Raw genomic sequence first — 14,636 nt, forward strand, 5'->3', positions numbered from 1 at the left:
TAACGTCTTTGCCTACATTGGCCTTCAGCGTTTTCGCCAGTTTATCTGACTGCGCTTTGGTCATTGCAGTTGCGGAAGTCACTTCAGCAGTCACTTCGCCTTTGTCTTCTGCGATAAGCGCACGCAATTGAGCAACAAGTTGCGGCAGCACGAACAAACGACGCTTTGTTGCCATAAGGCTAAGCGTGTTGGCCATGATAGGCTGCAACTTCATTTTTTTGGAGATCGCGTTGATTGCCACGCCTTGAACGTCGCGGGAATACACCGGCGAAGAAATCAGGTCGCGCAGATCAGCGCTGGCGTCTAGCGCAGTGGCCAGATCATCCACATTAGTTTCAAATTTTGCGAGCGCCTTGCCGTCTTTGGCAAGATCGAAAACTGCCGAGGCATAGCGCGCAGCGATGCCTGATGAAATCGAAGCTGGTTCGGACACGTCCATCCTTCCGATATTCTGGCCCTTTTTCCTGCGTAACTATTTAGCAGGTCGAGAGCGATGGAGCTCCGACTGACGTCGGTGCGTGAAATTCTGGCCCGATGTAGCAGAGGGATTGGCGCATCGCAACATATCTTGGTACAATTCCGTGATGCCGTTGGCCCTTGTTTTCATGCCCCTGCGGCACCTGCGACGAGATGCGCATGTCAAAGCGTTACAAATCCGTATGGATTTCGAGCATTCTTGTGATTCCTAAAGGCCAGCTTTGTGTTTTTAGCGCGCGTCTGCTTCGCGACCCGTCACGGGTTCCGCGACAGGTTTGGGTTTGAGCACCTCCAACGGACTAGGCAAGCGCAGACGTTTGGAATGCCCCGTTGGCGCGTGAACCCGTTTAGAGGCCTCAACGATAAGAACACCCGCGGGAAAAATTGCAGGGATCTTGCTGCCGATGCGTTCCAGCAATCCGCCCGACTTCATCCAACCGCGTTTAGAATTTGGTGGCTGATAGAGCGCGGCTGAATGGCGTTCGGGCATGAAGCCGTGGCGCTTTAGCTGGGTTTCGATCTGCGTCATTGTATAGGGACGCCCATACCCGAATGGCGTTGCATCGCTACGCGACCAAAGACCTGCGCGATTGGGAACGATGAACAGTGCCCGCCCGCCCGGCCCTAATGTGCGCCAACACTCATCCAGAACCGCGGTCGGGTTTTCAGATGTCTCAAGACCGTGCATCACTATCAAACGATCAACCCGTCCTGTTTCAATGGGCCAAAGCATTTCTTCACATAGCACTGACACATTCGGCAGACCCGCAGGCCAAGGTATCACGCCCTGTGGACCCGGCATTAACGCTACAACCCTGCGTGCGTCCTTAAGGTAGGGGCGCAAGAGAGGAGCCGCAAAGCCAAAACCCGCAACCGTCATCCCTTGAGCCTGTGGCCACATTCCTAGCACACGATTGCGCACAGCGCGTTGTGCCGCACGCCCAAGGGTGCTGCGATAGTAGAAATTTCGTAGGTCCTGCACATCAAGATGCATTGCAGCGCCTCTCATGATCAGCCACTCTAGTACCAACCATAGCAAGACGGAGCCGAAACGCCATGCCATATGAAATTGTTACCGTTCCTTGTCTGCAAGATAACTATGCATTCGTGATCGCAAATTTAGAGACGCTTGAGGCGGCTGTTGTAGATGTGCCCGAAGCAGACCCGATCAACGAAATCTTGGCGAAACGCGGCTGGACGTTGACGACGGTTCTTTTAACACATCACCACGATGATCACGTGCAAGGTTTAGAAGCTCTGACAGGGCGCGTTGATTTACGTGTCATCGGCGCAAGCGCCGATGCGCATCGCCTGCCCCCTTTGGATGTCTCTGTTGCTGAGGCGGACACGATTGATGTGCTAGGCATCCCTACCCACATTATAGACGTGTCCGGCCACACGATGGGTCACATCACATTTCACATGCCCTCGCAGGATGCCGCGTTCACTGCCGATAGCCTAATGGCGCTGGGGTGTGGGCGATTGTTTGAGGGCTCGCCTGCGTTGATGTTTGAAAGCCTCACCAAATTGAACGCGCTACCCGATGAGACCATGATTTATTCAGGTCACGAGTACACGGCCACCAACGCTAGATTCGCGTTAACCATTGAACCTGAGAACGCCGCGCTTATCTCTAGGCGTGAAGCAATCAAACTGGCACGTGCGGCAGGATCGCCAACCGTGCCTTCATCCCTCAAACGTGAACGTGCGACAAACCCGTTTCTGCGAGCGCACGTCCGGCAAATTGCAGAGCATCTAGGCATGCCGAACGCCGCACCGGTGGATGTTTTCACCGAAATACGTAAACGCCGTGACAAATTCTGATGCGGCCCTAAGTCAAGATAAATCGTCTCAATTATGCCCGATGTTACTCAGTAACATCAAAGTTGATCGAGAAATGTTAGAAATCGCTTGAAGCTGGCCAAATATCGACCAAACTTTAAGACATTAGGCCTAGGTTGCTCGTTATACCCCGAGCAGGGTCCAAGAAAAAGGAGCACTTCCCGTGCCATCATTTTCAACAACACTTGAGCAGGCAATTCATTCTGCACTGGCTTTGGCCAACGCACACCGCCACGAATTCGCAACGCTAGAGCATCTCTTGCTCGCGCTGATCGACGAAACAGATGCAGAGCGCGTGATGAAAGCCTGCTCTGTGAACACAGAAGAACTGCGCCAAACTTTGGTCGGTTTTATTGAAGACGATCTCAGCAACTTGGTCACGGATATCGAGGGATCAGAGGCCGTGCCGACAGCTGCGTTCCAACGTGTGATCCAACGTGCCGCGATCCATGTGCAAAGCTCTGGCCGTTCTGAAGTAACGGGTGCCAATGTTTTGGTCGCCATGTTCGCAGAGCGTGAAAGCAACGCGGCGTACTTCCTGCAAGAACAGGACATGACGCGCTACGACGCGGTAAACTACATCGCCCACGGTGTTGCCAAGGATCCCGCATTCGGCGACGCGCGCCCTGTCACCGGCTCACCCGATATGGATGAAGACGCGGCAGCTGCTGCGATGGAGGGCGAAGAAAAGAAAGAAAGCGCACTTGCGAAATATTGCGTAGATCTTAACGTCAAAGCCGCCAAGGGCGATGTCGATCCTTTGATCGGACGCGATAGCGAAGTCGAGCGCTGCATCCAAGTGCTTTGCCGTCGTCGCAAGAACAACCCCTTGCTGGTCGGGGACCCCGGCGTTGGTAAAACCGCTATCGCAGAGGGCCTTGCCCGTAAAATTGTTGAGGGCGACATCCCGAAGGTTCTGTCTGAAACAACGATCTTCTCGCTTGATATGGGCGCGCTTTTGGCTGGTACACGGTATCGCGGTGACTTTGAGGAACGCCTCAAGGCTGTTGTTACAGAAATTGAAGATCACCCTGATAGCGTTCTGTTTATCGACGAAATCCATACCGTTATTGGTGCGGGCGCGACGTCTGGCGGCGCAATGGATGCATCCAATTTGCTAAAACCTGCGTTGCAGGGCGGAAAATTGCGCACCATGGGTTCCACAACGTATAAAGAGTTCCGCCAGCATTTCGAAAAGGACCGCGCATTGTCGCGTCGTTTCCAGAAGATTGATGTGGCAGAGCCCTCCGTTCAGGATTCAGTGAAGATCCTCAAAGGCCTCAAGCCGTATTTCGAGGACCACCACGATGTGAAGTACACGTCCGATGCGATCAAAACCGCAGTTGAATTGGCCGCGCGCTATATCAACGACCGTAAACTGCCCGATAAAGCAATTGACGTCATCGACGAAGCCGGTGCTGCACAGCACCTTCTCCCCGAAAGCAAACGTCGCAAGACAATTGGAACCAAGGAAATCGAAGCCGTCGTCGCCAAGATCGCGCGTATTCCACCAAAGAACGTCACCAAAGACGATGCAGCCGTTCTTAGGGATCTTGAGGCAAGCCTGAAGCGTGTCGTGTTTGGCCAAGACGATGCCATCGACGCACTTAGTTCTGCGATCAAGCTGGCGCGCGCTGGTCTGCGTGAGCCTGAAAAACCTATCGGTAACTACCTGTTTGCAGGTCCGACAGGCGTGGGCAAAACTGAAGTTGCTAAGCAGCTCGCCGATACCCTCGGTGTTGAAATGCTGCGTTTTGATATGTCTGAGTACATGGAAAAGCATGCAGTGTCGCGCCTGATTGGTGCCCCTCCCGGCTATGTCGGGTTTGATCAAGGTGGCCTGCTAACGGACGGCGTGGATCAACATCCACATTGCGTTCTTTTGCTGGATGAGATCGAAAAAGCGCATCCAGATGTGTTCAATATCCTCTTGCAGGTTATGGACCACGGTAAACTGACAGATCACAACGGTCGTGCGGTCGATTTCCGCAATGTCGTTTTGATCATGACATCAAACGCAGGTGCCGCAGAGCAAGCAAAAGAGGCCATGGGCTTTGGTCGTTCCGCACGCACAGGCGAAGATACCGCAGCAATCGAGCGGACGTTCACACCAGAATTCCGCAATCGTCTAGATTCAGTGATCAGCTTTGGCGCGTTGCCAAAGAAGGTTATCATGCAGGTGGTCGAGAAATTCGTATTGCAGCTGGAAGCGCAATTGATGGATCGCAATGTGACGTTCGAACTGTCCAAAGCGGCTACCGAATGGATCGCGGACAAAGGCTACGACAGCAAAATGGGTGCGCGTCCACTTGGCCGTGTGATCCAAGAGCACATCAAAAAGCCGCTCGCTGAGGAGTTGCTGTTTGGTAAGCTTGCTAAAGGTGGTCTGGTAAAGGTCGATATTAAGGACGGCAAGATTGTTCTAAAAACCGAAGGTCCCGAGAAACCTCGTCTCTCTGGAAAAAAACCTCCTCTTTTGACCGCTGACTAATGCGTGACGCACTTCTTGCTATATCATTTACAGCCCTCGCAGCCCCTGCTGCGGGGGCTATTACACTATTGCTTCCTGTTGAATGCGAGCTTGGGCAGACCTGCTATATTCAACAATACATGGATCACGATCCCAGTGAAGCCTCTCAAAATTTTCAATGTGGGCCGCGCACCTATAATGGGCACAAAGGAACCGATTTCGCAGTTGCGACTGCAGCAAAGGCGCAAGCGGGTGTTAACATTCTTGCCGCAGCCGCAGGTACGGTTCTAGGAACCCGCAATAATATACCCGATGTTTGGACTGGAAAATTTGACCCTGACGCGATCAAGGGCCGTGATTGCGGCAATGGCTTGGTGATCGACCATGGCGAAGGTTGGCAAACTCAATATTGTCATCTGCGGGAAGGTTCGGGCGCTGTCAAAAAAGGTGAAGTGGTCGAAATCGGAACCAAGCTTGGCGAAATGGGCATGAGCGGACGCACACAATTTGCGCGCTTGCACCTATCTGTGCGTAAAGACGGGCAACCTGTAGATCCTTTTGCGCCGAATGGACCTGATTGTAACGCTGCGATCAGTGAAGCGCTGTGGGATGACCTGCCCTTGTTCCAAGAGGGTGGTGTTTTAGATGTCGGGTTTTCTGACTAAGTTCCCGATTTCACAGAGATTAGATTGGGTGTCGCGCAAACGGACTTGAAACGCACATCGCCAGCCTTGGTAAGCTATTTCTACCTATTTGGAGGCAAGACAGGCGACAGGGTTGAGATGACATTCAAAGGCCCTGGTGATTTTCTTGTCACCGACACCTACGAACTTCCTAGGAACCGCGCGCAATTTTTTCGCGCTATTGGGAAAAACCGACGATCCGCACCATGGCCCGGCGGCGTGTATCAGGCAAATGTTACATTGTTGCGAAATGGTGAAACCATCGACGCGCGCGAAAGTCGTTTTGAAATCTCTAAGTGACTCTCGCTGATCTATTTTTCAGTAAATTTTAACTCGATCCTGCGGTTCTGCGCCCGGGCTGCATCACTATCTTCAGTATTCACAGGTTGATATTGGCCAAAACCGTTCGCTGCGAGACGGCTTGGGGAAATACCAAGAGAGTTAACCATATACTTCACAACGGAAAGTGCACGGGCTTGGCTAAGTTCCCAATTATCTGCAAATTCGCCTAAACCTGACAGCGGGACATTATCGGTGTGCCCATCTACACGAATGACCCAATCGATCCCATTCGGGATATCGCTTGCTATCGAACGCAGGATATTTGCAACTTTTGAAACTTCGCCGCGCCCTTCATTGGATAGGTTAGCCTGTCCCGGAGGAAAGAGAACTTCGGAGGAGAACACAAATCTATCGCCTTCGATGCGCACGCCGTCTTGCGAGCCAAGAACATCGCGCAAGCGGCCAAAAAACTCAGACCGGTATCGTTCCAAATCTTTTGTTTGTTCTTGCAATTCTTTGGCCTCAGCTTCCAATCGAATGCGCTCTGCTTCCTCTAGCTGACGGCGCTTTCGTTCTTCCGCCGCGACCCGCGCAAGTGCTGCATTCAGATCAGATCCAAGATTTTGAAGTTGAACTTTGGCTTCCAAGTCTTGTGTTTTGGCTTCGTCCAGGATGGCTTGAAGGCTGGACAACTGCCCCCGTAACGCCGCGACTTGTTGATTAAGCGCTTCGGTTTGACGCTGTGCTTCTGATGCGCGTGCTTGCTCACTCGTTAGTTCTTCGCGCGCTGCAGACAATAAAATTGCTTGTTTTGTTGCATCATCCAAGCGGATCTCAGCTTGTTGTTCTGCGGCTAATTTTGCGGCTAGGGCAGACGCAAGCTGTCGCTGGATCTCTTCTCGCTCAAGTTCAGCAGATGTTCTCGCTGCAAGCGCGGCCGCAAGTGTCAGCTCAATCTCGCTCGTGTCTTTGGATATGTTCAGGTCGGCTTGGGTTTTGGCCAATACATCCCGCGTACGCGCCAATTCGCTTGTCAAAGCCGCAACCAATTCAGCAGAGTTTTCCTGCGCCTGTTCCAATTCCGCAAGCTTTATCCCAGCAGCGTCCAGTGCGACGATGAGGTCAGCTACGCGCTCATTCGCAGTGTCCCGTGCAAGAGCTGTTTCACTGAGTTCAGCAGCAGACACATCTTGCGCGGCGGCGATCTGGCGTAACTCTTCCAGCGCCGTGTCGCGTGCCTGCGTGACTTCTATTAGGTTTTGATCCGTGGCTTTTTGCGCGGCAATCATCGCGGCAATTCTAGCAGCAGCGCGGTCTGCATCGGTTTGCTGAGACAAAGCGGTTTGGGCCTGCTCATTGCGCGCAGTTTCCAAATCGGACCGCGCCAAGGCAAGTTGTGCAAGCTTTATCCCAGCAGCGTCCAGTGCGACGATGAGGTCAGCTACGCGCTCATTCGCAGTGTCCCGTGCAAGAGCTGTTTCACTGAGTTCAGCAGCAGACACATCTTGCGCGGCGGCGATCTGGCGTAACTCTTCCAGCGCCGTGTCGCGTGCCTGCGTGACTTCTATTAGGTTTTGATCCGTGGCTTTTTGCGCGGCAATCATCGCGGCAATTCTAGCAGCAGCGCGGTCTGCATCGGTTTGCTGAGACAAAGCGGTTTGGGCCTGCTCATTGCGCGCAGTTTCCAAATCGGACCGCGCCAAGGCAAGTTGTGCAAGAATTTCAGAGAGCTCTTTTTCAACAGCAGATTTGGCCAAATCAGTGTTTTGCCCGCTTGTCACAGCAGCCGCCAGTTGTGCCGTCAAATCACTTTGAGCAGACCGAGCGGCGGCAAGCAATGTTAAAGTATTTTCTGCTTTTTTGCGCTGCGCTTCAAGATTAAGCGTCATCGCGGTCAGTTCCGCATCCGCATTTTCCAAGCGCGCGCGCAGTGCTTTGGCCGCTTCGGCCTCAAGCAGGCGCGCTTTTTCTTCTTCGCTCAGTGCCTTTTGTAGATCAGCCAATTCCACTGCGCGCGCTGACAATGCGGCATCCTGTTCCGCGCCATCTGCACGTAAGTTAGCGATCAGTGCATCCATGGCTTCGCGTTGGGCAGCAGCCAAACGCGCCGTTTCTACACGGTCGTCAATTTCGGTACGCGCTGCCGCTAGTGCCAGATCAAGGGCTTCTTTTTCGTTTAACAGCTTGGTTTGCGCGTCTTCGAGTGCTGCTATATTACTTAATGCAGTATCGCGCTGAGATAACAATGAAGCGACTTGAGTTTCAAAACTCGTGATCTGCGCTGACGCTTGTTCTAACGCAGCACTCTGTTCGGATCGTTCCTGTTGCAGCGCTGCGATCAACGCTGTTTGAGCTTGTGCCCGCGTCGCCGCATCATCAAGCGTTGCATTCAATGCGCCTAAATCATTTTCTAATCTTGCTGATCTGTCGCGCTCAAGCCCAAGTGCGCTGGCCAGCGCGGCAATTTCTTGGCCCAAATCATCAAGTTCGCTTTCTTGGCCCGTGATCGTTTCGCGCAAAACGAATTGCATCACCATAAACATCGTCAAAACGAACATGAGGACCAGTAACAGGCCGGTCATTGCATCGACAAATCCTGGCCAAATGGAGCCTTGGAACCGCTGACCTGTCCGTCTCGAAAGTGCCATTAGCCACCGTCACGCGTACGCACAATTTGCGATTTCACAGCACCTGCCGCCGCTTTTCGGGGCTGGTTCAAGATGCGACCCAGAGTGGCAATATCATTGCGTAATTCCGCCATCGTTTCTGCACGTCCTGCAGACATTTCTTCTAGAATTTTCAGCATTTGCACGTCAATAGAACGAAGGCGCATGCGACTTTCCGCGTCCATTCCGTCACCACCCAAAGAACTTCCGTCCAGCTTGGCGATCAACTGTTCTTGGCCATGGGCAACCCACATCAAAGCATCCGTTGCCGTGCCCGTTGCTTCCATCCGTTCGGTCATGCTGGAAATTGCGTCGGTCAGCGTACTGATCTTGTCATCCACCACCGACCGGCTCACGTCGCTTTGCGTGAACATCAGTTGTAGCGCTTCCATCTGTTCAGCCATGTGATCCAACACCGCGGTCATTGCGTTGTTTTCAACGCTACCTTCACCGTCGCCAGAAGAATATCCAAGGCGCGTAATGGTCGACAGCCACTCCTCCAATTCACGATAGAACCGGTTTTGACCATGCCCCGCAAACAATTCCAAAAGGCCAACAACAAGCGATCCGGCAAGACCCAACAGGGACGAACCAAACGCGACGCCCATGCCGCCCATTTGCGCCTCAAGGCCCGATTGCAACCGCTTGAACACGTCAGCGCCGGTTTCGCCCTCAGCCGCACTTAGATTGCGGATCGTATCGACAATTGCAGGAACGGTCGTCGCAAGCCCGTAGAAGGTCCCAAGCAGGCCAAGAAAAATGAGCAAGTTAACAAGATAGCGCGTAATTTCGCGGGCTTCATCCACGCGTGTGCCAACCGAGTCCAAGATGGATCGCGTGGAACTGGACGAAATCTGCATCCGCGCGCCGCGTGAGCGCAAAAGCGTCGCGAGTGGGGCGAGTAATTGGGGTGCTTTGATACCTTCGTTTTTGCGGCGCTCAGAGGCAAAGGCCTCTAGCCAACGGACCGAATTGATCAACTGTCCGACCTGATAAAAACACGCCAAGACGCCAACCATGAAGACAAAAAGAATGAAACCGTTCAACCAAGGATTGGCCAAGAATATTGGCAGAACCCGTGGTAACGCCACAAAGGCTCCGGCCCCGACGAGACCGATTACGATGAGCATCGACAAAATCTGTCGAATGGGCTGCGAGAACTGCGCACTTACCTCGCGGTCTGGCTTGTCCAAGGGGACGGCTCCTGACACGTTTTTCTTAGGTATAATGATACGCTGTTTGTGCGATCAAGCCAAGAGTTATGAACAAAGCGTGACAACGCGCTTGGAAAGCCAATTCAAATCAGGGTCTTCGATGCCAATTTTGACCAAATGCGACGCTGTATTATGGAGGTATTCCGTATTCGGGCCACGATCGCCAACGGCACGCGAAATGACGTTTGCTTGTTCTTCCAGTTCAAGATGGCAGTATTGCACATGATCAGGGTCGATAACGTATGTGACCGCTTGGATCGTTTCGCCCGTATTCAAAATGACAGGTAATATGCGCTCCAGATAGGCCGATGAAATCAATTCACGTTCACGCAAGTAAACAAGTGTTTGTGCTTCATCCCCAGCCCTGACGCGCAACGCAACGCCTTCGCAACTGGCACCGTGTTGTTCATCAAGCGCAAGGACGAGACCGGGATGTTCAGACGTGCCGCGATGATGGATCGAGCGCATACAGAAGCTGCGCGCATAGTCATTCAAGACGCCAACCTGCGTATCGTCCGTTTCAAACCCTGGATTCCACAAAAGTGATCCGTATCCAAACACCCACATCGTCATGCTACTGGTCCTTTAACGTTGTCTGCACTAGATACGAGCGAAGCCGCGAGGAAAAGACATGAAACGACTACTCTTTGTTATTTTGACTGCTGCTGCGCTCTACGCAGGCTATTGGTTCATAGGTTCAAACGGCGCGACGGCAGGTTTTGAACGTTGGTTCGAAGATCGTCGCAACGAAGGCTGGGTTGCAGAGTACGACAGCATAACCACTAATGGCTTTCCAAGTCGTTTTGACACGACGATAAGCGATCTGTCCTTGGCCGATCCAGAAACAGGTGTCGCCTATTCAGCGCCCTTCCTTCAGGTTTTCGCGCTTAGCTATAAGCCAGAGCATTTGATCGCCGTGTGGCCAAATGAGCAGACGATCAGCAGCCCGTTTGGCAAAGCTGCGATCACTAGCACAGACATGCGTGCGTCTTTGATTGTGAAGAAAAGCGCATCCCTTGCGTTGGAGAAAGCAAATTATGTGACCGAAGGCTTGGTGGCAAAAATGGACGATGGCCATGAATACGGCGCAAGCAAAGTGCTGATGGCTGTTGAACGCAAAGCGACCGAGTTGAACAGTTACCACTTTGGTGTTGAAGCGCGTGACCTGATCTTGCCCCAACCTGCCAACATTCGCTTAGAGGCAGGGCTTTTGCCCCAAACGCTAGAGTTTGCGCGCGGTGATGTGACCGCGTCGTTTGACGCACCTTGGGATTTAAACGCGCTCCAATCTGCGCGCCCACAGCCCACGCGTATTGATGTAAAGCTGATCGAGGCCAAATGGGGCCAGCTAGAATTGCGTATTGCGGGTGGATTTGACGTGGATAGCACTGGTCGCGCGGACGGTCAGATCACGATCAAAGCGCAGAACTGGCGTGATATTTTAGCGATCAGCGCGGCGACAGGTCTCATCCCTAAGCAATTGGTGCGTCCGATTGATCAAGCTTTATCGTTGCTTTCTGGCCTATCGGGCAATCGCAATACGTTGGATTTACCGCTGGCGTTAGTTGGCGGGCAGATGAAACTGGGGCCGATCCCACTTGGTCCAGCCCCACTGTTTCGCTTGCGTTAGACGTAATGCGCTAATGTTTGGCGCACGGCCTGCGCGGCCTCTGCGCCCTTCTTGACGAAGTGATCGGTGTAAAAGCCGATGTGCTCTGACGTGGGATGGAAATGATGCGGCGTGAGCGAAACAGAGAAGGTGGGCACGCCTGTGCTCATCTGGGCCTCCATCAATCCGTTGACCACGGCGCTTGCGACAAAGTCGTGACGGTAAATACCGCCATCAACAACAAGGGCTGCACAGACCACAGCGTCGTATTCGCCAGATGCACCCAGCTTTTTCGCCAAGAGTGGCATTTCAAATGCCCCCGGCACATCGAAAGCTGCAATCTGAACCGTCGCATCAACGCTGTCCATATCACCGATAAACCCGACAAGCGCTTGATCCACGATTTCAGCGTGCCATTGCGCTTTGATAAACGCGATTTTCAGTAGTTTCGTCATTTTGGAACCTTTGTTTTAGACGTACAAAAGCCCCAGAGCATCGCATTGGCCTACCTGCCCCAAAAGGGCGAGCACACCGCTCTCTTTCATCCGGACTTTCACCGTCGGCCTTGGAATTCCACCAAAGTCTGCTGACCCTTTACGTTTTAGCAAAGGCGCTCGCGGGCTATCACCGCCGGTAGGGACTTTCACCCTGCCCTGAGAACATATATGCCTGGTGCCACGACATGAGGGGTCTTGCAAGAGCCGCGCGGCCGCGTCACGTTAAACCTGAAACGGGGGAACGGTATGAGCGATTTGCAGACACGGTTGGCCAAGAGAATAGAAGGCAAGCGCGACGATCTCATCGCACTGACACAAGAGTTGATCCGCATCCCGACGCTTAATCCACCTGGTGAAAACTACCGTGAGATATGTACGTATCTTGGCGAACGTATGGCGCGCAGTGGTTTCACGATGGAAATGGTGCGCGCTGAGGGTGCGCCGGGAGATTGCACGAAGTATCCACGATGGAATGTTGTGTGCCGTCGCGACGGAACCCGCGCAGGCGAATGCGTTCATTTTAATTCCCACATCGACGTGGTCGAGGTCGGCGCGGGTTGGACGTTTGATCCGTTTGGTGGCGAATTGAGCGATGGTAGAATTTATGGACGCGGCGCCTGTGACATGAAAGGCGGCTTGTCGTCGTCGATCATTGCGGCTGAGGCGTTTGTTGAAGAATGCCCCGATTTTGCAGGTGCCATCGAAATTAGTGGAACCGCTGACGAAGAAAGCGGCGGATACGGCGGCGTAGCTTACTTGGCCGAAAAAGGGTTTTTCGCACCGTCCCGCGTGCAGCATGTCATTATTCCTGAACCGCTGGGCGTGGACCAAATTTGTTTGGGGCATCGTGGTGGTTGGTGGGCAGAGATCGAAACATTTGGTGAGATCGCACACGGTTGCATGCCCTTCCTTGGTGATTGCGCGGTGCGGCATATGGGGGCGGTGCTCGATAAATTCGAAGATACGTTGTATCCCGCAATGGCGTCGCGCCACACGGAAATGCCCGTCATTCCAGAAGGTGCGCGCCAATCCACGATGAACATCAATTCAATTCATGGCGGTCAGAGTGAACAGGCCGAGGGCAGCACAGCGCTGCCGTCCCATTGCGTGCCTGATTCCTGTCGCATCGTGATTGATCGTCGGTATCTGGCCGAGGAAAATTACGAAGGCGTAAGTGGCGAAGTCAAAGATCTGTTAGAGGATCTGCGCGTTACGCGTCCGAATTTTGAATATGCGATGCGCGAATTGAACCACGTTGCGCCGTCAATGACAGATAAGGAAGCGCCTGTTGTGCAGACCGTCGCGCGTTCGATCGAGGCGGTGATGGGAAAGAAAGTGCGCTATGTTGCGTCGCCCGGAACCTATGATCAAAAGCACATTGATCGGATTGGGACGTTGAAAAACTGTATTGCCTACGGGCCTGGCATTTTGGAATTGGCGCATAAGCCGGATGAATATGTCGGTGTTGATGACATGGTAGATAGTGCGAAGGTCATGGCCCATAGCTTGGCGCAGCTATTGATGGGTGAAGTTTAGGCTGGGGCGCTGCCCCCTTGGCCGCTGGCCAATTCACCCGGGATATTTGTGGAAAGGGGAAGCGCTTAGGTTTGCCATTCGGTCGTGGCCTGCGCGAGACCTTCGATGATGCCTGTCAGGGCTGCGCCGTGATGCACTCGTGCGCTTGGAAATTCTTTGGATACAGCCGTTTGAACCACTTGCATAAGGCTTGAGCCCCCGACTAAGATTAGGAGTGTGACGTCTTCGGGCGTAAAGTCTGCTTGGCCTGTGCATTGCTTGGCCATGTCCGCAATCTGTTTCGCCGAGGGATGTAAGGTGTGTGCAAGTCCGAGGGCTGGTAGCTGCGACGTCATCTGTTTTTCAAGTGCATCGAGGCGCATTTCGACGTATGCGACGACTTTTGTGTTCAACTCGATCTTTGCGGCCTCGACAGCGAAGGCCAGATCATGACCGCGTTCGTCCTTTAGGACACGCATCAAGCGTTTGAGTTTATCCGGCTCGACCGCATATTGCAGCAGGTCTTTTGCAGCGCGAAGGGTATTTGGTGAATAGAGGAACGGGATTTTCTGCCATGTGGCGAGGTCCGCGAAGATACCGTTTGGCGCGATGTGTGTGGCTTTGCCAAACGCGTGACGAATTTGGCTGTCCCGTCCCATGAGCGGCATAACGTGTTCAAAGCTGAGCAGACGGTCGAAATCAGTGCCGCCAAGGCGCAGGCCCTCGCTTTGAATGATATCAATTGCGCCATCTCTTTCGCTGCGAAACAGCGTAAAGTCAGACGTACCGCCGCCGATATCAATCACAAGGCCCAGATCACCTGCGTTCAGAACATGGGCTTGTGCACGTGCCGCGGCTTCGGGTTCGTTCATAAAGCGCACGTCTTGGAAGCCCGCGATTTCGTAACATTCCGACAGGTCGGCCAAGGCCTGTGCGTCGCGCTTGGGATCGGCGTGAAACCGCACGGGGCGACCAGACAAAGCCTGCGTGTATTTGTGACCCGTTTGAACTTCTGCGCGCTGTTTCATCTCTGACAAAAACCGCGCGACGATCTGGATGTAGGTCATTCGCTTGCCCAAGAACACGCTGCTTTCGCGGATCAGGGGCGTGCCAAGTAGGGATTTAAGCGCGCGCATGTAGCGTCCCCATGCGCCCTCAAACAGCGCTTGTTCCGCGTGCGATCCATAGGCCACAGTCTTCTCTTCAAAGTCGAAAAACAGCGCTGTGGGAAGGGTTTGCTTGCCCTGTTCAAGCTCAAGGATTTGTGATTTTCCATTGATACTGACGCCAACGGCAGAGTTTGACGTGCCAAAATCGATGGCCAAAACTTCCGTTGACTGCCTCATGCCCGAACCCTTTTCACAAAAAACAGCGCTTTAGA

At 53.3% G+C, this 14,636-nt stretch carries 12 protein-coding genes and 1 riboswitch; of the genes, 5 read left to right on the forward strand and 7 right to left on the reverse strand.

What is annotated here, in order from left to right; genetic code table 11:
- Both atpH and QZ279_RS02160 read right to left on the reverse strand, forming a co-directional pair.
- Positions 1 to 439: ATP synthase F1 subunit delta (atpH, locus tag QZ279_RS02155; protein WP_293447327.1), on the reverse strand; the 439-nt coding region annotated here is incomplete at its 3' end.
- 267 nt (positions 440 to 706) lie between these two features.
- Positions 707 to 1,471, reverse strand: coding sequence for a class I SAM-dependent methyltransferase (locus QZ279_RS02160; RefSeq protein ID WP_293447358.1), 765 nt, complete (start codon positions 1,469 to 1,471; stop codon positions 707 to 709).
- Between the two features lie 62 nt (positions 1,472 to 1,533).
- On the opposite strand from QZ279_RS02160, the gene gloB reads away from it, so the two are divergent.
- The 3 genes from gloB (at position 1,534) to QZ279_RS02175 (ending at position 5,454) form a co-directional block, all read left to right on the forward strand.
- Positions 1,534 to 2,301, forward strand: coding sequence for a hydroxyacylglutathione hydrolase (gloB, locus tag QZ279_RS02165; protein ID WP_293447330.1), 768 nt, complete (start codon positions 1,534 to 1,536; stop codon positions 2,299 to 2,301).
- Between the two features lie 181 nt (positions 2,302 to 2,482).
- The gene (gene clpA, locus QZ279_RS02170) at positions 2,483 to 4,810 is read left to right on the forward strand and encodes an ATP-dependent Clp protease ATP-binding subunit ClpA (RefSeq protein WP_293447333.1); all 2,328 of its coding nucleotides are present in this window, start codon (positions 2,483 to 2,485) and stop codon (positions 4,808 to 4,810) included.
- On the forward strand, positions 4,810 to 5,454 hold the full coding sequence (locus tag QZ279_RS02175; RefSeq protein ID WP_293447335.1) for a M23 family metallopeptidase: 645 nt from the start codon (positions 4,810 to 4,812) through the stop codon (positions 5,452 to 5,454). The genes clpA and QZ279_RS02175 overlap by 1 nt, the downstream gene beginning before the upstream one ends.
- A 329-nt stretch (positions 5,455 to 5,783) precedes the next feature.
- Here the strand turns inward: QZ279_RS02175 and QZ279_RS02180 are convergent, their stop codons facing one another.
- The 3 genes from QZ279_RS02180 to QZ279_RS02190 form a co-directional block, all read right to left on the reverse strand.
- Positions 5,784 to 8,402 carry a peptidoglycan -binding protein gene (locus QZ279_RS02180; RefSeq protein ID WP_293447337.1) on the reverse strand — a complete coding sequence of 873 codons (2,619 nt, stop codon included), beginning with the start codon at positions 8,400 to 8,402 and terminating at the stop codon, positions 5,784 to 5,786.
- Complete coding sequence (locus tag QZ279_RS02185; protein ID WP_293447340.1) at positions 8,402 to 9,613, reverse strand: biopolymer transporter ExbB; 1,212 nt, start codon at positions 9,611 to 9,613, stop codon at positions 8,402 to 8,404. The genes QZ279_RS02180 and QZ279_RS02185 overlap by 1 nt, the downstream gene beginning before the upstream one ends.
- A gap of 66 nt (positions 9,614 to 9,679) precedes the next feature.
- Positions 9,680 to 10,207, reverse strand: a complete 528-nt coding sequence (locus QZ279_RS02190; protein ID WP_293447343.1) for a gamma-glutamylcyclotransferase — start codon at positions 10,205 to 10,207, stop codon at positions 9,680 to 9,682.
- Positions 10,208 to 10,265: 58 nt separating this feature from the next.
- Between QZ279_RS02190 and QZ279_RS02195 the strand changes: the two genes are divergently transcribed.
- The gene (locus QZ279_RS02195; RefSeq protein WP_293447346.1) at positions 10,266 to 11,264 is read left to right on the forward strand and encodes a DUF2125 domain-containing protein; all 999 of its coding nucleotides are present in this window, start codon (positions 10,266 to 10,268) and stop codon (positions 11,262 to 11,264) included.
- Here the strand turns inward: QZ279_RS02195 and QZ279_RS02200 are convergent.
- Complete coding sequence (locus QZ279_RS02200; RefSeq protein ID WP_293447349.1) at positions 11,261 to 11,698, reverse strand: 6,7-dimethyl-8-ribityllumazine synthase; 438 nt, start codon at positions 11,696 to 11,698, stop codon at positions 11,261 to 11,263. The two genes, QZ279_RS02195 and QZ279_RS02200, sit on opposite strands and share 4 nt — an antisense overlap.
- A gap of 74 nt (positions 11,699 to 11,772) precedes the next feature.
- Positions 11,773 to 11,908, reverse strand: a riboswitch (FMN riboswitch).
- 78 nt (positions 11,909 to 11,986) lie between these two features.
- Between QZ279_RS02200 and QZ279_RS02205 the strand changes: the two genes are divergently transcribed.
- Positions 11,987 to 13,276, forward strand: a complete 1,290-nt coding sequence (locus tag QZ279_RS02205; protein ID WP_293447352.1) for an acetylornithine deacetylase/succinyl-diaminopimelate desuccinylase family protein — start codon at positions 11,987 to 11,989, stop codon at positions 13,274 to 13,276.
- A gap of 65 nt (positions 13,277 to 13,341) precedes the next feature.
- Here the strand turns inward: QZ279_RS02205 and QZ279_RS02210 are convergent, their stop codons facing one another.
- Complete coding sequence (locus QZ279_RS02210) at positions 13,342 to 14,601, reverse strand: Hsp70 family protein (RefSeq protein ID WP_293447355.1); 1,260 nt, start codon at positions 14,599 to 14,601, stop codon at positions 13,342 to 13,344.
- Between the last annotated feature and the right edge of the window lie 35 nt (positions 14,602 to 14,636).

It is taken from the genome of Planktotalea sp., assembly GCF_018607965.1.
Lineage (GTDB): Bacteria > Pseudomonadota > Alphaproteobacteria > Rhodobacterales > Rhodobacteraceae > Planktotalea.